Here is an 18,516-nt window from a genome sequence, read left to right as displayed (position 1 = left end):
CCCATGCTCCCAGGGTATCCCCCGGCTGAGATAGCTGCCCGCCGCGCGCGGCATTATCGACAACATCCGCTATCTCGCATTCCATCATAACGGAAAGCTGAGGGGTACGCATGAGAACACCAGATGAAGATTTATTGCAACATGAGCTCGCTGTAATGGAAGGTATCCTTGAGAGTAAAGAGCAGTACCGGAAAATCGTTAAGGCTGCCATAGCCCAGTGGGTTCGTGAATTACAGGCTGGTCATATAAAGATGCAGACCGTTCAAGATTTGGAACGGTTAATTGAGCTGGATATCAAGCTTCAGCTAGATGAATTATCGTAATAGAATATTAAATTATGGAACAACGATTTTGCTCACTTCAGGATTCCTTTCAACTTCCTCTGCAACGAAGAGATGCTTGTTGATAAGAAATTTTGTCCTCCAGTAAGAAAATTTATAAATGCGCGAAACGAATGTAATGAAGATAATAGCTAGGAACAAACAAGAAGTTATATCAACTACTGCTCCGAAAAGAGTAACCAGAGTATCAAGAGTATCTTTAAATACTGTTGCAGTCAATGTAATTACGATTGCTAAGATTGGTATCAAAGAAGTAACCATCTTTAGAATATCATCAAATAAACTTTCATTTTCATACTGTTCTTTCTGTGTTTTTAAGTTCACTAAAATAGCCCTAAATAGTTGAGGGTTCTTTTGATAAAGGTTGTTATATGACGCTAACAAAGCAAAAGAAGTAGAAATGTCACGATTATCAAAAGGTTTTTCTAAATCTTGTTTTAGTTTTTTGAAACGCGATCTTTCTACTGGAATTGTCAAGAAAGTCAAAATGCCTAGCGTTATACTCATCCATAACAAGTAATTTCCCATAAGCTTTCCACCTCGTGTTCTTTTTAATCTCTTTATCGGAATAAATGCTGATCTTTGTTTATTAGTTTTCAATTTAATTTTTGGAGGGAGAACAATGTCTGTTAAAGCTATCAGAAAATTATTCCGGCTAAGGCCATTCAGTTCGAGGGAAACAGCTCGACACATACAGATGAGATCTTCGCTTTTGTTCAGGTGCCAATTTCGATTGACCTTGCGGGTAGCACTGTAAAGCTTCGAGTGATCGTCGATCCATTGAATCCATTGGTGGTACCTGTCGGGGATTATATTGTTAAGGACGCAGCCGGGACACTGAAACACATGAAACAGGCAGATTTCGAATCTGAATACACTGTAGTGAAATAGGGGCTGTGACGGGTAACTGTCACGGTCCTTCTTTGTTGGGGTGGTGATGAATGTAGATGGCCAGAGAGAGAAGTCTCGAACGGGACAAAGATAACTGATGTGGCTGGAGAGCGGCGGGTCGATGAAGTTAAAGGACATCGCCGCCGCTCTTTCTGTTGGGGAGACTCAGATCCGAAAGTGGAAGTCTCAGGACGGTTGGGCGGCTGAATTGAATAGTAACGTTACCATTGAAATCATTAGTAACGTTACCAAACGAAAAGGTCCCCCGAAAGGTAACAAGAACGCTGTTGGGAATCGCGGGGGAGCACCGCCAGGGAATAAACGTGCTGTCGGCAATAAAGGCGGCAACGGTGGACCGTATGGGAATAAGAAAGCCGTAACCACAGGTGAATATGAAACCGTTTGGCTGGATGCCTTGGAAGGTGACGAGTTCGATCTCATCGATTTGATTGATACTGACCCGCTTCTACAGGCTGATGAAGCCATAATGAAGTTTGAGATCCGCGAACGTCGAATGCTGCTACGGATCAAGAGATTGACCGATGGTCTGACTGAGAGGGAGCGCCGTGTTCTTTACGAGCTCAAATCAATCAAGGAAGCCATGACGGTTCATGATGAAATGACGGGTAAAATGAAGACCATTCCTGTGACCCGAACGGAGTTGGTCGAATCTCAGGTAGAAGAGAAGACCTTCCGTGTGATCGATGATATCATTTCGCTCGAAGAAGCGTTAACCCGTGTGCAGGCTCAGAAGCTAAAGGCAATTGAGATGAAGGCCAGGCTTCTGGACGAAGAGAAACGCGTCCGCATCGAGATGCTGAAACATGAGCTGATGATCAAACGCGGCGGATCTGAACCGGATAAAGTTGAGGATGACGGCTTTATGGATGCTCTGAGGGGAAGAGCTGCGGAGGTGTGGGCTAAAGATGGCAACACTGAAGCTTAAACCTACACCTTTCAAGTGGCAGCCTTTCTCAGATAAGCAAGTCCAAGTTCTGACATGGTGGATGCCTGAAAGCCCTCATCATGATATGGATGCCATCATTTGTGACGGATCGGTTCGTGCCGGCAAGACAATCGCAATGTCCTTTTCATACATCGTTTGGGCTACGGAAACGTTCCGAAGCGAACAGTTTGGAATGGCGGGTAAGACGATCGGTGCGCTGCGCCGTAACGTTGTGGGTCCACTTAAAAGGATGTTGGCCAGTCGTGGGTACCAGGTGCATGACAACAAGACGGATAACGTCCTCACGGTTTCCCGTGGTCTTGTAAGCAATCAGTTTTTCCTCTTTGGGGGTAAGGATGAGCGTTCACAAGAGTTGATTCAAGGTATCACCTTGGCAGGTATGTTCTTCGATGAAGTGGCGTTGATGCCGAAGTCCTTCGTGGATCAGGCAACTGCTCGTTGTTCGGTTGAAGATGCAAAGATGTGGTTTAACTGTAACCCTGCAGGTCCGTACCACTGGTTCAAGGTGGAATGGTTGACAATCTAATCGTCAAACGTGCCATTCATCTGCACTTTACAATGGAGGACAATCTTTCGTTGTCCGAGCATGTCCGGGATCGTTATCGCCGGATGTACACCTGGATATTCTATGACCGTTTCATTTTGGGGCTTTGGGTTATGGCCGAAGGCGTGATCTTCTCCAAGTTCAACGACAAAGTTCATAAGAAACCTCGTGATTGGTTCCCGGCTGAGTTTGACCGCAAGTTTATTTGTGTCGATTACGGAGCCAATAACCCGACTACGTTCTTGAAATTTGGCGTCCGGGGTGAGGTTTATTACGAGTTGGACGAATATTACCACGATATCAAGGAAAATGGAGAACGGACAAACAGCGAATATGCTGATGACCTGCAGGCGTTTGCTGATGGCGACGAATACGCGATATTCATTGACCCGAGCGCCAAGGCTTTTATCATTGAGTTGAAACGCCGGGCAATCAACCATGTTCGCGCTGCTGTCAATACTGTATTGGATGGTATTCAGACGGTCTCCAATCGGTTTCAACACAATGAATTGTATATTTGCACCGACAATACCAACTCCCTCAAAGAGTTGGTTTCTTACATTTGGGACGATAAGGCAGCCCAGCGCGGCGAAGACAAGCCTATCAAGCAGAATGACCATACCTGTGACGCGCGGCGGGATGGAATCCATACCGATTACCTGATGCAACTTGCGAAACAACGGCGATCAGAAAGGGAAGCCACGCCGAAAAAACGGCCACAACGCGAACGACCAAGTCAGCGGTAGAAAGGAGATTACATGAGAAGAGTAAACGCAAGAGTGATTAAATCTCGACTTCAGTCAGCAAGAGCAGCACTTCCACAGCGATCAAGGATGAAACTACTACGTATGGCAAGGATTTAATCGAGCCACCGTACAACCCGAAAAATTTGATAGAAATGACTGAGGAAAGCACGGTCATACCGCAGTGTATCGATGCTTACAAACAAAATATCGCTGGTTTCGGTTTTGGCTTAAGGTACAAGAAGGATGATACTAACGTTGATGAGACTCCAGAAATGGAATCGAGTGGGACAAAGTGACGGAGCTCTTGCAGTTCTTCAATTTCGATAAACCCTTTAAAGACGTGTGGGCCGAAGCCCTTGAACATCGTGAACAAACTGGTAATGGATACATTGAAATTATTAGAGACGGTACTAACATGCCAGTCGAAGCTGAGAATATGGAACCTCAGTACATTAAGACAACCAAACTCGGCGATTCAGTGGAAGTATCTATATGGTGTAATGGAAGGGAATTTAAGCGCAAGAAGAGATTCCGCAAGTACCAGCAGGAGATCAACGGCAATAAGGTTTGATTCAAGGCATTTGGTGATCCGCGTAAGATGTCTTGGAAGACAGGCCAATACGTTGAAACTATCCCAGAAGGTGAAGAAGCAAATGAGATCCTGCATTTGAAAATTGGAAGTGGTGCGTACGGGATTCCCCGATGGATCAGCCAACCTCCATACATGTCGGGTAGCCGTAAGGCGGAGATATTGAACCTGAACTACTTTGATCAGGGGCGCCATGTACCATTGTGAGTTTGATTAAACAGGACAAGAGAGTTGTGCCGAATCGTTCTATTGTAAATGATCGAATGGGATCAAATGGACAGACGTATCCCTTGATAGCTGGTACGCGTTTTGACCCAGCCCTACCACTATGTACTTCGAACAATACGGAGCAAATCCGTGTCACCTCACAAGTTGGAATGTCTTCATTATATTCAATTGACAGCGTATTCGCGAGGTTCTATTTTGAGTTGGAATCTGTTCTATGCAGATTTTTGTCAATTTACCTGTATGGTGTAATATTCCTTTTTACTATATGATAAATATCGATTCAGTTGGTGTTTTTAGCAATGGTTATGATAGAAGAACCCCAAGAAAGCGGAGTATACATATGTTCTTAAGTGGAGGGATCAGGGTGTATTGTCATGTATGTGGGACCAAAAACAGTCCGGCGGATAACACGTGCAGAAAGTGTAGAACCAAATTAAAAGAAACAGGCTCTACAGAGGAACAGATCTGGGCAGAAACAGCCATTGACTTGGATAAAGGAACGCAAAAAGCACTTGATTCGTTGTCCCGTCAGCAGCAACCTGCTTCCAAACAGGGAAATACGGGTCAAGGTCGTGCATTTAGCTGGATCATTCCCTTGCTCCTGGCAGTAGCTGTAGGGGGGCTGCTAACCTATTATTACAAGTTGGAGACAGGTATAAATGCAGAGGTTAAATTACTGCACCAACAGGCAGAACAGGCTGCACTAGAGGGGAAATACAAAGAGGCACTTCAACTGCTGGACAGCGCTCTAACGAAACGACCGAATTATGATGCACTTATACAGGATCGGCAAATTACGGCGAAAGCGTTCAACTTGATGAATCAGTTGGAGGAGGCATCGACAAGTCTGAAGACTGGAAAGCTGTCCGCGGGAGATAAGACCATTCAGGCTGTAGCCAAAACACTGATGGAGCGGGAAGAACCTGTTTTCTCCAAAGTGCGTGCCGTGTTAAATAACAGAAAGGTAACGCTGGCCGTATTGAAGGTGAAAAAGGAAATCGACAGTTTGACAACAATAGAGGCACTAGCCGAGAAGTTGGATACCATATCAAATTTGAAAGGTAAGGAAGCTGAAACGGTAGAGAAGCAAATTGTCGACAAGCTCGCAAGCATAAGTTATAAAGAGGCCGAGCAGCAAGTAAAGCAAAAGAATTTCACAACTGCTTTACAAACGGTCGACCAGGGATTGTCTTATGCACCGGAAAATGAAAAATTGACTTCGTATCGTGAACGGGTGCTCAGTGAAAAAAGGGCATTTGAAAAAGCGGAAGCGGATCGCATTCAACTGGCAGAGCAACAGGCTGCAGAAGAAGATTTGATGAATCGAACGGCGGCAGTAAGCGTTGTGAATGTTGATGCGACACTGGATATGTACGGGGATCTCTATATTAGTGGTTCATTAATTAATAATGCAACTCGTCCGATCTCTTCTGTCACAGTTTTGATTGATATTTATAATATAGACGGTGTATACCTGGGCCAAACTTATGCAGATGTGTATCCAAGCTGGCTGGATGTGGGGGAAGAAGGTTTCTTTGAAACCTATTATTATGGTGTGTACGAGGAAGCGGAAATCTCTGTTGTGAATGCAACGTGGTATCTCGAATAGGAGGACAGGTTGGAATGGTCAAACGAACATGGAGTACGATCATAGCCAGTGCCATTATCATTGGTGCTGGAGCAGCAGGCGTGTTCTGGATACACGAGCATTCAGCAGATCAGTTGCAGGATGGGCCCAGACTTGCTGTTGTCGAAGTGAAGGATACGAAAAATGCAGCAACAACGACTGCTTCCAAGCAAACCGTGAAGAAGACACGCAAACAAATTATTGAAGAAAGTCAGAAGAAAGTAGTTACAATTGAGAGTAGCAGCGGATTGGGCTCTGGTTTTCTCTATAATGATCTGGGAGATGTCGTGACCAATGCGCATGTGGTTGAGGGGATGAAGGAAGTAACCATTCGGACCTTGAACCATGAAGAATATAAGGGGACCGTTATTGGTATTGGGGAAGAAACAGACGTAGCTGTGGTCAGGGTGCCTGATTTGAAAAAGGTGAAACCTCTGGCTATTGCCAAATCTAAAGCCGAGACTGGAGATGAAATCCTAGCTCTGGGAAGCCCGCTGGGATTAGAGAACACGGTAACTACAGGCATTATCAGCGGTGTTGGACGCAGCTTCGAAATTGCGCCTTACATTTATAGCAATCTATATCAGATCTCGGCGCCGATTACCCATGGCAACAGTGGTGGACCTTTAATCAACGCAGAGACCGGCGAAGTGCTTGGTATTAACTCAGCCGTTGTGGAACAGGAGGGCGGGATCGGATTCAGTATCCCTATCACCAGCGTGCTGAAGCAGGTGCAAGCCTGGTCCAAGAAGCCATCCAGCCCAACGGCGATTCAGACGGCGGGGGGAAATGGAACGGAATCGATCTCTACTTCTGCGGAAGCAGAAGGGCTGGTGACCGAGTTTTACAACAGTCTGAACTTAAGTGACTATGTTACAGCTTATGCGTTGCTCGGAAGTGAATGGCAGAGCAGCACAAGTTATGCCAAATTCAGTGAGGGCTACCTCAATACCAGTTATGTGACTATTGGAGAGGTCTCTTCTATAGACAAGGGCAATGATGGAATGGAAGTGACAGCAGTGATTACAGCCGATGAACGCAGGGATGGTGAATATGTAACAACGAAGTATAAGGTCACCTATCAGGTTGCTTCTGAGAATGGTCAATTGAAAATATTGCATGGCAAAGGTAAAAAAGTGAAATGATTGTGGAGGGAGGGTTGGCCGATGTGCCAAGTCTCCTTTTTGATTGCTTATATTCGATGCATCTGTTAAAATACAGAACGAATGTTCAGTATGCATGGAACGGAGTGAATGGAATGAATATGAATAAAAAACAACTTCAAACCGAGCAGACCAAGAAGAAACTTGCGGATGCTTCCAAAGCCCTTTTTGTACAGAAAGGCTATAAAGCAACGTCCATTGAGGATATTGTAGCTGCGACGGGTAGCAGTAAAGGCAATATATATTACCATTTTAAAAGCAAAGAAGGTCTGTTCCTTTATCTAATCGATGAGTGGGACCGGGAGTGGGAAGCGAGCTGGGCGGCCAAAGAACATCTCTATCGCACCTCCACGGAAAAAATTTACGGACTGGCTGAACAACTCGTCATGGATGATATGAATCACCCACTGACGAAGGCGGCAGATGAGTTCTTCACTGGGGAGAAGAAAGAAAATGATATTGAGGAGCGGATCTCCTTGATGTTTGAGCGGCATATTCAATTTAATAAACAAATGATAGAACAAGGGATTGAGAGCGGCGAGTTCAAAGCAGACAATGTAGATCATCTTGCACTGATCTTGGAAAGTACCATTATTGGCCTAAGCCAGATGTCACGGGGCATGGAGCCTGAACAGGCTCTTGCGTTATACCGCCAGGCTGCCAGTGTATTCTTGCATGGCATTGCAAAAGATAAAGCTTAAGCAACATTTTGACAACTACGGAGGATGGAATCATGGCATTACTAACACGGAACAGGGGCGCATTGCTGCTGTTAATGTTTAATATTTTTCTTGTTTTTACGGGTATTGGTCTGGTTGTGCCGATTATGCCTGCGTATATGGATCTTCTCCATATCACTGGCTTCACAGTTGGATTGCTGGTCGCGGCATTTTCCTTTACACAGTTTCTGTTCTCCCCGCTTGCGGGTCGTTGGTCGGATACGTGGGGACGTAAAAAAATTATCGTTGGCGGTATGCTGATCTTTGCCGTATCGGAGTTTATGTTTGGTGCGGTTAATGCACCGGTGCTGCTCTTCGCAGCCCGTATGCTTGGTGGGATTGGAGCAGCGATGATCTTCCCGGCGGTTATGGCGTACACCGCAGATATTACAACAGAGGAAGAACGCGGCAAAGGGATGGGTTTGATTAATGCAGCGATTACAACCGGGTTTATCATCGGACCGGGAATTGGTGGATACATTGCTGACTTTGGCATTCGAATTCCGTTCTACGCCGCAGGGGTTGCCGGTTTGCTGGCATCCATCATTACATTAATTATTTTGCCGGAATCTACCCGAAGCACAGGAGAGCAAAGTAAACCTGTGGCTGGCGAGTCGAATGTCAAAGCTCCGGGCATGATATCTCAATTACTGAATTCGTACCGTGAACCCTACTTCTTCAGCTTGATTATTGTGTTTGTTATGGCATTTGGTCTGGCGAACTATGAGACGGTATTTTCACTGTTTGTGGATCACAAGTTTGGCTTCACGACCAAAGACATTGCATTTATCATTACATTTGGTTCCATCGCGGGTGCGGTTGTGCAAGTATCCCTGATTGGTTGGTTGCTCAACCGATTTGGTGAAAAGATGGTCATTTCGGTCTGTCTGTTGTTTGTAGCCGTATTTGTATTGTTGACCTTGTTCGTGCACACGTATTGGCTAATCCTTGTCGTAACGTTTATTGTGTTTCTGGGGATGGATATTTTGCGTCCGGCCATCAGTACACAGATGTCTAAACTGGCACAGGAACAGCAGGGTTTTGTGGCTGGACTGAACTCGGCGTATACCAGCTTGGGGAATATCGCAGGTCCGATTGTGGCTGGAGCACTGTTCGATGTGAATATTAACTATCCTTACGTTTCAGCAGCAGCCGTTCTGGCGATCTGTTTCCTGTTATCCCTGCGGGTACTTCGAGGAGGCAAAACGGTGAAACAACCGAAGGCTGAAATGTAATTGTGAGGAAAAGACGTAGGAGTATCGATTTTTGGTATAATAAGAGATGCTGGAAGTGAATTAGATGGGCTGGGTTGCATAATAAGTTACCGAGGACGGTCATTTTTAAGCATATACAGGATTATTGGAGTGATAACATGAGTAAAGCAAAAGGTAAAGGCGGCACCGGCCGTGGCACGGGAAAAAAAGGCTGGAACCGATGGCAAGCCGCCGCTAACCGGGCAAAAAGTACACCGAAGCCTTATAAAAGTAAAGGTACGAAGAAGAAGGACGATACCGAAACTTCAAGTGGCAAGCCCGAGTAAGTGTGGTTTGACGATGCCAGAGGAGAGAGCTGCCTGACTAACGGGTGGGTCTCTTTTTGTTTGGAAATATATTAAATTAAATTGACAGTAGTATAGATTTGGTAATAATATAGAGCTTACGCAAATTAGATGGTAGTGCTACTATATAGAGAAAGGAGCATCAGTATGCCTGTTAATATGGATGAAAATCCACTTGGACTGATTCTGTCACGGACGTATCTGGCATATAAAAAAACAACAACCAGAAATCTGAGTGAACAGGATATTACGCCGGAACAATTTGCAGTTCTGAATGAATTGAGCAAGGCTGGAAGTCATATATCACAGAAAAAACTGGCTGAATTAACCGTTCGGGACCAGACAACTGTGGGTAAAATTATAGACAAGTTGATTCGTAAAGGTCTGGTGACAAGAGAAGAAGATCCACAGGACCGCAGAGCGGTATTGCTTTGTTTGACGGCGGAAGGACTGGAAATGAATAACGTTCTGACACCAAAGGCAAAACATCAAGAGCAAGAGGCACTCGCCGGATGTTCCCCTGAAGAGCTTGAAGCATTCATGAATGTGATGAATCGCATCTATGAAAAGATGAAATAAATTTTTTTGGCTAAATATGTGCATGTGCATATATATGTAGTGCAATTATTTTAATTTTAACTAATGGGAGTCGTGAACGAATGAAAAGCTTCAAAGATTTTCTTAAAGTGCCACAGACAAAAATAGGGTTGGTATTTGCATTAATTGTTCCACTGTTATTTGTCGTGATCTGGATGACGGGGTATCATCAGGCGACGGAGAGAGTCGATCAACTTCACGTTGCTCTGGTGAACGAAGATGGGACGCAAGGGACAGAGGTGCAGAAGCAGATTGAGACACTCGCGCCGTTTCAGGTAAATGTGCTGGATTCTGCGAAGGAAGCCGAGCAACAGATGAATGCGGGTAACTATGCGATGGTTATTGTTATTCCGGAAGGATTCACTGACCAGATTGCAGGCGGTACAGAAGCGAGTTTGTCCTTTTATATCAATCAGGGAAATGCCGATGTAGCCAAATCCATTGTGGAACATGCGGCGACCGGAATGACTGCACAAATGGGTCAAGGGATTCTGGAATCCAGGGTTCAAGTGACACTTAATAACGATAGTATAAACAGCGATGAACTGAGTTCAGCTATTGGACAAGCGATGGCGAAGATGAATGAAGGGCCTGTGCAGGCTGAAATTAATAAAACGAACAGTGTAAGTGATTTTGCTACATCCATGCTGCCTATGATTCTGGGTTTTATCACCTACATTGCTGCGATGACCATGAACATTCAGTTCAATATCACGTCGAATATGATGAAGCGCAGCCATACCAAATGGGAAATCTTCTGGGGACGGCAAATGCTATTATTGTGTATAGCTGTGATTGTTCCCCTGATTGTAGATACAGTCGCTCTTCAGTTCACGGATGTTGCGAGCTCCTTCGGCGCGTTGTATCTGTATCATGTGCTGGTGAGTCTGGCTTGTATCTGTTTTACACAAATGAGTTTTGCCCTGTTTGGTAATGCAGGCCCTCTATTTAATGTAGCGATGGTTCCACTCCAGTTGATGACTGCAGGAAATATCATTCCAGCCGAGATGCTGGCGCCATTTTACCGTCATATTGGAAACTTTCTGCCCGCCTCCAATGGGGTACAGGGATTTATGCGTTTGATCTATAGTGGAGAAGCCGTAGGTGGATACATGGTGCATCTTCTGTTGATCGCGGTTATAACGTGGGGGATTACGCTGCTGCGAGTTGGCATGCAAAAGAACAAGTCTGCCCAACCCACAGTCGCAACGGTTACAGCCTAAACATAATAAGAAAGATCTGATGTGCAGCAACGATCCTGAAGATACGATATATCGTATCTTCAGGATCGTTGTTTTTGTTATTGAGCCTAATAATCAGAGGTCATGTTTTAACGGTTACGAAGCCAAAATCTGTTTCAGAAAGTACAGTTATTACTTCATACGTGCCTGTTATGACATGAAAGTTTAAGTGATGAGATTGAGTGCTAAACTAAGTTTACATAAAAGGCACAACAAATCTAGGAGGTAAACGAATATGCAAACGGTATTTACTGGAGAGAATATTCAATTCAGTTATAACAAAAAGAAACCAGTACTAAAACAATTATCCTTATCGGTTGGAGATCGTCAGATTTACGGCTTACTTGGTCCCAATGGGGCAGGGAAATCTACTTTAACCAGAGTTATGCTTGGGCTGGATAAACCTCAAAATGGTAAAATTCAGTGGTTTAACGAACATCTCAATGCAAGCACAAACAAACGAGTAGGTTATGTTCCACAGGATTTGGCCTTGATTTATGACCTATCTGCTTATGAGAATGTATTGTTTTTCGGTAAACTGTACGGATTAAAGGGAGAGCGTTTGATGAAACAGGTTCGTTTTGCCCTTGAATTTGTTGGACTGTGGGAAGAGCGCAAACAAAAACCTAAAAAATTCTCGGGTGGCATGAAACGAAGACTCAATATTGCTTGTGGTATTGTCCACAACCCGGATGTCATCATACTGGATGAGCCAACAGTGGGGGTTGATCCACAATCCCGTAATCGAATTTTGGATGCCATTATAGAGTTGAATCAACTTGGAACAACCGTTATCTATATTTCTCACTACATGGAGGAAGTTGAACGAATTTGCTCTCATGTCGGAATTATCGATGATGGACAATTGCTCTGCCAAGGTAAGCTCAATGATGTAATTCAGGAACATACAGACCAGGCTATCATTCGTTTGGAGCTACAACGTAAAAGTACGGCGTACACCAAGCAGCTTGAGGATTATGTTGTATTACTGGAAGAAGGCAACAATGTCGAGTTGGGAGTCCCTAAAAATGACGTGAATGCAATAAGTCAGATCAAAGAGTCTTTTGGCGAAGATGTGAAAAGCTTTCAATATATTACCCCTAATCTGGAACAAGTGTTTTTCAAATTAACAAGAAAGAATCTGAGGGATTAGATCTATGTGGACGATATTTGCAACGAGTATGAAGCGTAAGCTTCAGAACCCTGTCGTATTTGTCAATTACATCCTGTTGCCGCTTCTTTTGATTATGATTCTGGGGAATGCATTGTCTGGTGTGTTTCAGACAGGAGATAAGGAAACAAAGTCCACCATCATATCTCAGATTTCAACAGTTGTGGTCAATGAAGATAGTGGAGATGTAGGGAAAAATATTGTTTCATTCCTTAGTAGCGAAGACAATAAAGAGATGTTTAATGTCAAGGTAGGCTCTAGTAGCACACAAGCGCTCAAGATGTTGGAGTCTGGAGAGGTAGAACAGTATATATATCTGCCTAAAGATCTAACAAGTGAGTATGAGAAAAATAAGAACGGTAACATCACGGTGTATGGTAAGGACAATAATATTGAGAAAGTTAATATTACAGACCTGGCCCTATCAGCCTATGGTGATGGCTACCTGGCAATGGAAGTTGCGAGTGCGGGCAATCCGAATATTGTATATTCACATGAGTATAGTAACATGTTGGTTGCTCCGGGAACTGCAACAGAGGCTTCCACGGAGAGTGGTTCCAATATTTCAGCGATGAGCTATTATGGCGTGACTATGTTAGTTCTGATTCTTGTATATGGTTTGGCTAATACCATGAACTTTGTACAGGAAGAGTACAGTGAAGCATTAGGAGATCGTTATCTGGTTAGTCCAATTTCCAAAACAGCTTTAATTATGGGGCAGTTTCTAACAGGGTGTACGATATCTATTCTTCAAGGCGCAGTCATTGTATTCTGTGCAAAACTCTTCTTCAACGTCAGCTATGGAGACAACATGATGTTTGTATTCTTCATCATTATCGCAGGTTCAATTTTCTTTAACGCTCTAGGTCTGCTCTTGGGGGTTATTGGACGCCGAATCAAACAAGTGGATGGTGTAGTGACATTGTTGATTCCGGTTATGACTTTTGTGGGTGGCGGATTCGTTAAACTTGATATGGGTGAGCTCAGTTCCATAAGCATCAATGAAGTGTTCCAACGTCCAATGTTCGATTATATTGGGCAAGGCGTAATTGATTTGATGCCTGTATTTACTGCCCTTATTGCTGCAATGGGATTTGTTCTAATTGCAGTGTACTCCCTCACAAGAAAGGAGGCACGATAAGATGCGGGTATTCGAACTGTATTTAAGACGTATTTTCAAGCGAAAACTTACCTTTATCTTAATCTTGTTGTTGCCAGTTGTATTCACGTATTCTGTAGTAGCGCAATATGAGGAAGCAACCAAGGTCACACTTACGATGTATGTAGAAGATTCAGCTGTGAATTCTTATATCACGGATATGCTGAAGAAGCAGAATGTCACCATTACTCAAGCAGCTTCGGCAGATGATGCTATTCATCATAGTACCAATCTGGGAATTGTATTTCCTTCAAGCACTCAGGACATATTTAATGATCCTGATCTGCTCAAGGTGAATAGTTACGTGAATGAGCAGAATTTCAATTCAAACTCGTTGGAGATTAAACTGAATAGTGTATTCTCTGTTTTAAAAACATTGGCCAAAAATGCCACCAGTGAAGAATCATTAACCGCAGGTATGAAAGAAGCTGCAGCAACCAAAGCTCCAATACAAGTGGAACAGAAGATTCTTGGAAACCCTAATGCGGTGGTATTAACGAGTTCATTCAATATGATTGTGTTTATCATTATGTTCCTTACAATGACGAATACACTGTTATTCCTTGGTGATAAGGTGCATACCACGACCCAGCGTTTATTACTGGCAGCGAGCAGTAAATTGAGCTACTATGTGCAGACCGTAAGTGTGTTTGCAGTCATCGGTGTAGGACAATTTATACTTATGATTGCTCTTATGACTGGAGTTTTCCAAATTGATCTGTCTTTATCGTTCGGAGAACTTCTGTTGCTCGTCTTGGCGTATGGATTACTCAATATGATCGCGGCAGGTATTGGGTTACTGCTTGTAAGTCGTACAACCAAAATGTCTACCGGGCGGTTGCTTATTACCGTAGTATCGCTTCCTCTGGCGATGTTAGGCGGAACACTCTGGCCAAGTTCAATTATGCCTGAAGGTATGCAAAAGATTGCAAGTGTGTTGCCTACCCATTGGATTACAGAGTTGAACAATGAGATGTTCAGTGGGTTTACAGGTAACAGTAGCATGATTACAGTGCATATTATCAGTTTGTTCGTCTGTGCTGCGGTTATTTTTGTACTACTGACAAGAGTGAGAACGGAAGATATTTAAGCTCTTCCAGCGTATAAAATATAGCAGAACCTCGTTTTCCCGGTACATCCTCGAATTGAAGGGAGATGCCGGGGATACACGATGGAGATCGGAGGACGGATTATCTTGACCATTCAGGTTGCGCAAACCATCGAATTATCCAATCTATCATCTCTACACGAAAAAATTCTGTATGCCGAGAAACATCGTAAGAACTACGATATATTCTTCACCGTGAAATATGATTCTAAGTGGGCGGCTTGTAATATAGCTGATGCTATTGAACGAGTAATGGAAGGCCATAAAGCTTTAGGATTAACCATTGTACAGAAGGAGTCCCAATATGCTTTTTGTTCAAGGCTAAACACGCCTAATTCATTTAGAAGTCATATTTCTCTTCAGGATGTCAAACTGGATGTTTTTGAGGGAGAAGGGTTGGCAAAATACTATATAGATGAAGCGGAGTGCAGAATTGAATTTCTTATCCATCATCTGGTGTTTGATGGCGATTCGATGAACGAGTTCATGAACGCATTGGAATATTCAGTGCTTCATGGTGAGTTCTCTGTTCCTGCTGGTCTGTACGATATGCCAGAGAGGTCCCTAACAATTCGAAAAAAAGATTCATCGATGCTCCATGACTATTTCGAATCCTTTAAGTCCATATCCCATTTCTCTGCTCATGAGCTATTGGAAGATCCCGTTTATGGAAAAGTCAAATTGTCATCACAAGTGTGGGAAGCCATAGGATCCTTGGCACAAAAGCTCCGGATTACCAAATTTGGTGTCATATTATATGCAATAGCTCTTGCAACGAAGCGTAGGCAATCCCGTTTCGGGATAGTTATATCACGGCGGAATCATCAGACAGAACAAAATCAGATTGGTAATTATACAGATGTTGTTCCGTATTCATTTCAGTTGTCAGAACAGCTGAGTTACAAGGATAACGCCAAAGCTCTGTTCAAGAATTTTTTTGTGGCTATTGAATCTTCAAGTGCATTAACTTATGAGGAATATATGAATCTTATTGGCGTGAAGGGTCTTGACTTGGTCGTCTCTTATACACGAATGTCAGATCCAATTGCCCATTCTGAAGTGTTCTCAACCTTTGTTTTGGGAGATTATTTGTACAAATATGATAACCATACCCAATTCAATGAATATGAAGACGGTCTATATATGGAGTTTCGTTACGATAACACGTTAGTAAAGGGCGTATGTGATTGTTTGGGAGAGATGGTACTTGAATTGGATAGTATTAATCTCGATGAGCAGTTAAGTATGAGTGGGCAGGAAGTAAGTATCGAAAAAGGTGAAGTTGAGCCAAAAAACAGCGCCACTATTCGTGCTGGTAAAACTCAGCGGAGCTCTACACTCCAACTTTTATTTGAGCGATATAACGAAGAAGATCATCTACTGGATACGGATATCACCTCTTTCGAGATTGCTCAGATCATTACGGATGCCTACGATTACTATGACGTTCAATTGTCTTACCATGATATTTATACTTCATCTACAATTAAAGAATTGAAACAGAAACTCAGTAAAAAGTCCATTTCAGAACGGGAGGATGGACCAGAATCGACTAACCCTCATCATTATCATCTTCCTGGCTTTTTGAAAACAATCTTTATTGATAGTTTTCGTTTCATAAATACGGATATGTACAATGTAAGTTATGCTTTACGTCTAACGTCTCAGGCAGCCAGCCATATGGAAAGGGTTAAGGAAGCTATTGAACAGGTTATTCAAGCAAATGATATTTTTTTCACTTCATTTGAAATGCAGGATGGCCAGTTTATAGCTTCAGTAATGCCTCAGCGGCAGGTACATATTGAATGGGTGGATGTAGGAGATTTAAGCGATCTACAGCGAGATCAAGAAACACTTCGTATACATCCTCACTCAAAATTATGGGACTTCAAACTTGTTCATTTGAATTCTACAGGAGATATGTATCTGTACTTCAATATTCATCATATACTTATTGATCATATGGGTATTCAAATCCTTAAAGATCAGATAACAGAGTGTTATAACAATCATAAACCTGTATATTCGCAATATGCTTCATTGGCAGAGGAGTACAGTCATGCTACCTCTATAGCCCTCAAGCAATGGGAAAGTCTTCTTCCGTACAAACAATTCCACAATCCGGGTAAATCTTCTCTTGGTAGTGGATACTTTCATCCATATCACTGGACCCTGGATATAGGCATACCGAATTTCGAAGAGACAGAATTAAGGATACTAAACGTAGTCCATTATTCATTATCCAGATATTTTGATTACGAAGAGGGATATATTGGTGCTGTCTATCATGGGCGTGTTATAGCACGAACCAGTCAGGTCATTGGTTCATTTGCCAGAGTCTTACCTTTGTTCTTCTCCACTACGAATTCGGATATTCTGAAGAACAGCCTTTATATTGCAAGAATGAACCAAACGGTATCTTTAATGGATTTGAATGAACATGGATTTAATCTTTCCTATCCTCGTGTTGTTTTTCAAACACTGCAAGAAGGGGAAGACCCTGAGGATTCATCTATATTTGATCAAACGATTGAATTTGATGGATTATCCAAGTTTCAAATTTTCGTTCAGCTGCGTAGAGGTTTTTCAAATTCCCAACTGAGTGTGTATATCGATAGTAACGTATATGACTCAGAAGAAGAAAGACGGATAATGGTTGCTTTTGAGCGAGCTTTGAGGGAGTTTCAGATAATTCCTATGGATATTGAAGGAGGGGGGAACATCAGATGGACCTTCTTCAATCTAGCGAACTGACATATATACAACGAAAAATGTTTATCTGCAATCAATTGCCTGTGTATCGTTTGCCATTCATCTATGAAATTCCAGAACCTGTTAGTCTTAAGGAGGTCTGCACTGCTCTTTTAATAACAATACAGGAGTGTCAAACCTTACAGACCCGGTATACCTATGATGCGGAGCACCGAATGTTTAATCAAGTTTATCACCGCCTGGATCCACATCAATTTGAAATTCCACAGATCTATTTAGATGAACATCCCGAAATTTATTTGAAGCAAAGGAAAGAAATGATCGATCTTACCAAAGAATATCCCTGGAGAACTCAATTCGCAGAGTATAAACAAAAGATGTATTTACTAATTGAATTTCACCATATCTGTATTGACGGATGGGGGATTCGAAACTTTGAATCTATGTTTATGGCTCACCTTGCAGGACGATCCCGGAATTCACCAGATAGCGACTTCGGTTTTTACCAACGAATTAATGAGTTACAAACCAACAAGTCTTCTTTTACTAAGGGAGAATTCGTAAGGCTATCTGGACAAAATATGCATGTAACAACTAAAAAAGGTTATTTAGAGCGTCTGATAAAACAATTGAAACCTGAACAATTTCAACATATTGAGCAAATTTCAACCTTGTTGAAAGTAACCAGGAATTCAGTTTTCCAAGGATTATGGGAATCGGTATTAGAACAGACTTGCACAGGCAGCGTGTATGGAACTATAGGTAATTGGCGTATGAGTATGGGAGCATTTCATGAGATTGGTTGTTTTGTACAGATGCAGTCCCGAAGAATTGTTAGGGGACGCGACATTTTAGCAACGATCAAACAAATCTCCTTGGATAATCTCAGTGCGTTTGCAAAGCGGGGTAAGGAGCCACACACACTATGTACCAGTGATTACCCAGTTGTCTATTCCTATGAAGAAGATATGTTCAGATACTTTCAATATATTCCTGCGGATAACTTAAACAAATTTGAACTATACATCCGTGTTTATCTAGTGAATGATAAAGCGCAGATCGAAATCGAATATAATTCAAGCCAATACAGTGAAGAGCAAACTCGTTATATGTTAGATCTATTTGATACAACGCTGGAAAACTGTCTTGTCTGAA

At 42.8% G+C, this 18,516-nt stretch carries 18 protein-coding genes; 17 read left to right on the top strand and 1 reads right to left on the bottom strand.

The window, feature by feature from the left end:
• Nucleotides 1-110 precede the first annotated feature (110 nt).
• The gene (locus MKY73_RS25300; RefSeq protein WP_339303981.1) at nucleotides 111-323 is read left to right on the top strand and encodes a hypothetical protein; all 213 of its coding nucleotides are present in this window, start codon (nucleotides 111-113) and stop codon (nucleotides 321-323) included.
• Nucleotides 324-335: 12 nt separating this feature from the next.
• Here MKY73_RS25300 and MKY73_RS25295 read toward each other — a convergent pair whose 3' ends face one another.
• Nucleotides 336-869, bottom strand: a complete 534-nt coding sequence (locus MKY73_RS25295; protein WP_339303980.1) for a hypothetical protein — start codon at nucleotides 867-869, stop codon at nucleotides 336-338.
• Nucleotides 870-1,353: 484 nt separating this feature from the next.
• On the opposite strand from MKY73_RS25295, the gene MKY73_RS25290 reads away from it, so the two are divergent.
• From MKY73_RS25290 to MKY73_RS25215, 16 genes are all read left to right on the top strand, one after another.
• Nucleotides 1,354-2,178: a phage terminase small subunit-related protein gene (locus MKY73_RS25290; protein ID WP_339303979.1), complete on the top strand. Its 825-nt coding sequence runs from the start codon at nucleotides 1,354-1,356 to the stop codon at nucleotides 2,176-2,178.
• Nucleotides 2,159-2,725 carry a hypothetical protein gene (locus MKY73_RS25285; RefSeq protein WP_339303978.1) on the top strand — a complete coding sequence of 189 codons (567 nt, stop codon included), beginning with the start codon at nucleotides 2,159-2,161 and terminating at the stop codon, nucleotides 2,723-2,725. Before MKY73_RS25290 ends, MKY73_RS25285 begins: the two co-directional genes overlap by 20 nt.
• A complete protein-coding gene (locus tag MKY73_RS25280; protein WP_339303976.1) occupies nucleotides 2,710-3,489 on the top strand; it encodes a hypothetical protein in 780 nt (259 codons plus the stop codon). Before MKY73_RS25285 ends, MKY73_RS25280 begins: the two co-directional genes overlap by 16 nt.
• Before the next feature lie 598 nt (nucleotides 3,490-4,087).
• Nucleotides 4,088-4,285 (top strand): hypothetical protein, encoded by a 198-nt coding sequence (locus MKY73_RS25275; protein WP_339303974.1) that lies wholly within the window; start codon nucleotides 4,088-4,090, stop codon nucleotides 4,283-4,285.
• Between the two features lie 385 nt (nucleotides 4,286-4,670).
• On the top strand, nucleotides 4,671-5,915 hold the full coding sequence (locus MKY73_RS25270) for an FxLYD domain-containing protein (RefSeq protein ID WP_339303973.1): 1,245 nt from the start codon (nucleotides 4,671-4,673) through the stop codon (nucleotides 5,913-5,915).
• Between the two features lie 14 nt (nucleotides 5,916-5,929).
• Nucleotides 5,930-7,078 carry a trypsin-like peptidase domain-containing protein gene (locus tag MKY73_RS25265; RefSeq protein WP_339303972.1) on the top strand — a complete coding sequence of 383 codons (1,149 nt, stop codon included), beginning with the start codon at nucleotides 5,930-5,932 and terminating at the stop codon, nucleotides 7,076-7,078.
• Between the two features lie 119 nt (nucleotides 7,079-7,197).
• Nucleotides 7,198-7,797, top strand: coding sequence for a TetR family transcriptional regulator C-terminal domain-containing protein (locus tag MKY73_RS25260; RefSeq protein WP_339242912.1), 600 nt, complete (start codon nucleotides 7,198-7,200; stop codon nucleotides 7,795-7,797).
• Between the two features lie 32 nt (nucleotides 7,798-7,829).
• Nucleotides 7,830-9,050 carry an MFS transporter gene (locus MKY73_RS25255; protein ID WP_339303971.1) on the top strand — a complete coding sequence of 407 codons (1,221 nt, stop codon included), beginning with the start codon at nucleotides 7,830-7,832 and terminating at the stop codon, nucleotides 9,048-9,050.
• 137 nt (nucleotides 9,051-9,187) lie between these two features.
• Nucleotides 9,188-9,355 carry a DUF3934 family protein gene (locus tag MKY73_RS25250; RefSeq protein WP_076333364.1) on the top strand — a complete coding sequence of 56 codons (168 nt, stop codon included), beginning with the start codon at nucleotides 9,188-9,190 and terminating at the stop codon, nucleotides 9,353-9,355.
• A 165-nt stretch (nucleotides 9,356-9,520) separates the two neighbouring features.
• The gene (locus MKY73_RS25245; RefSeq protein ID WP_339303970.1) at nucleotides 9,521-9,952 is read left to right on the top strand and encodes a MarR family transcriptional regulator; all 432 of its coding nucleotides are present in this window, start codon (nucleotides 9,521-9,523) and stop codon (nucleotides 9,950-9,952) included.
• A gap of 80 nt (nucleotides 9,953-10,032) precedes the next feature.
• Nucleotides 10,033-11,193 (top strand): ABC transporter permease, encoded by a 1,161-nt coding sequence (locus MKY73_RS25240; protein ID WP_339303969.1) that lies wholly within the window; start codon nucleotides 10,033-10,035, stop codon nucleotides 11,191-11,193.
• Between the two features lie 253 nt (nucleotides 11,194-11,446).
• A complete protein-coding gene (locus MKY73_RS25235) occupies nucleotides 11,447-12,364 on the top strand; it encodes an ABC transporter ATP-binding protein (RefSeq protein ID WP_339303968.1) in 918 nt (305 codons plus the stop codon).
• A gap of 4 nt (nucleotides 12,365-12,368) precedes the next feature.
• Complete coding sequence (locus tag MKY73_RS25230) at nucleotides 12,369-13,523, top strand: ABC transporter permease (protein ID WP_339239650.1); 1,155 nt, start codon at nucleotides 12,369-12,371, stop codon at nucleotides 13,521-13,523.
• A 1-nt stretch (nucleotide 13,524) separates the two neighbouring features.
• Nucleotides 13,525-14,631, top strand: coding sequence for an ABC transporter permease (locus tag MKY73_RS25225; protein ID WP_339239653.1), 1,107 nt, complete (start codon nucleotides 13,525-13,527; stop codon nucleotides 14,629-14,631).
• Between the two features lie 105 nt (nucleotides 14,632-14,736).
• Nucleotides 14,737-17,403, top strand: coding sequence for a condensation domain-containing protein (locus MKY73_RS25220; RefSeq protein ID WP_339303967.1), 2,667 nt, complete (start codon nucleotides 14,737-14,739; stop codon nucleotides 17,401-17,403).
• Nucleotides 17,376-18,515: a condensation domain-containing protein gene (locus tag MKY73_RS25215; protein WP_339303965.1), complete on the top strand. Its 1,140-nt coding sequence runs from the start codon at nucleotides 17,376-17,378 to the stop codon at nucleotides 18,513-18,515. The genes MKY73_RS25220 and MKY73_RS25215 overlap by 28 nt, the downstream gene beginning before the upstream one ends.
• Nucleotide 18,516 lies beyond the last annotated feature (1 nt).

It is taken from the genome of Paenibacillus sp. FSL R5-0519, assembly GCF_037974275.1.
Lineage (GTDB): Bacteria > Bacillota > Bacilli > Paenibacillales > Paenibacillaceae > Paenibacillus.
Note: the sequence above shows the minus strand (reverse complement) of the source record. Positions and strands in the feature narration are given on the sequence as shown.

Coding starts and splice junctions, on each gene's coding strand:
- MKY73_RS25265 (WP_339303972.1), top strand. CDS start 5,930: ATGGTCAAACGAACATGGAGTACGATCATAGCCAGTGCCATTATCATT.
- MKY73_RS25255 (WP_339303971.1), top strand. CDS start 7,830: ATGGCATTACTAACACGGAACAGGGGCGCATTGCTGCTGTTAATGTTT.
- MKY73_RS25225 (WP_339239653.1), top strand. CDS start 13,525: ATGCGGGTATTCGAACTGTATTTAAGACGTATTTTCAAGCGAAAACTT.
- MKY73_RS25245 (WP_339303970.1), top strand. CDS start 9,521: ATGCCTGTTAATATGGATGAAAATCCACTTGGACTGATTCTGTCACGG.
- MKY73_RS25275 (WP_339303974.1), top strand. CDS start 4,088: ATGTCTTGGAAGACAGGCCAATACGTTGAAACTATCCCAGAAGGTGAA.
- MKY73_RS25215 (WP_339303965.1), top strand. CDS start 17,376: ATGGACCTTCTTCAATCTAGCGAACTGACATATATACAACGAAAAATG.
- MKY73_RS25300 (WP_339303981.1), top strand. CDS start 111: ATGAGAACACCAGATGAAGATTTATTGCAACATGAGCTCGCTGTAATG.
- MKY73_RS25295 (WP_339303980.1), bottom strand. CDS start 869: ATGGGAAATTACTTGTTATGGATGAGTATAACGCTAGGCATTTTGACT.
- MKY73_RS25285 (WP_339303978.1), top strand. CDS start 2,159: ATGGCAACACTGAAGCTTAAACCTACACCTTTCAAGTGGCAGCCTTTC.
- MKY73_RS25250 (WP_076333364.1), top strand. CDS start 9,188: ATGAGTAAAGCAAAAGGTAAAGGCGGCACCGGCCGTGGCACGGGAAAA.
- MKY73_RS25235 (WP_339303968.1), top strand. CDS start 11,447: ATGCAAACGGTATTTACTGGAGAGAATATTCAATTCAGTTATAACAAA.
- MKY73_RS25280 (WP_339303976.1), top strand. CDS start 2,710: ATGGTTGACAATCTAATCGTCAAACGTGCCATTCATCTGCACTTTACA.
- MKY73_RS25230 (WP_339239650.1), top strand. CDS start 12,369: ATGTGGACGATATTTGCAACGAGTATGAAGCGTAAGCTTCAGAACCCT.
- MKY73_RS25240 (WP_339303969.1), top strand. CDS start 10,033: ATGAAAAGCTTCAAAGATTTTCTTAAAGTGCCACAGACAAAAATAGGG.
- MKY73_RS25260 (WP_339242912.1), top strand. CDS start 7,198: ATGAATAAAAAACAACTTCAAACCGAGCAGACCAAGAAGAAACTTGCG.
- MKY73_RS25290 (WP_339303979.1), top strand. CDS start 1,354: ATGAAGTTAAAGGACATCGCCGCCGCTCTTTCTGTTGGGGAGACTCAG.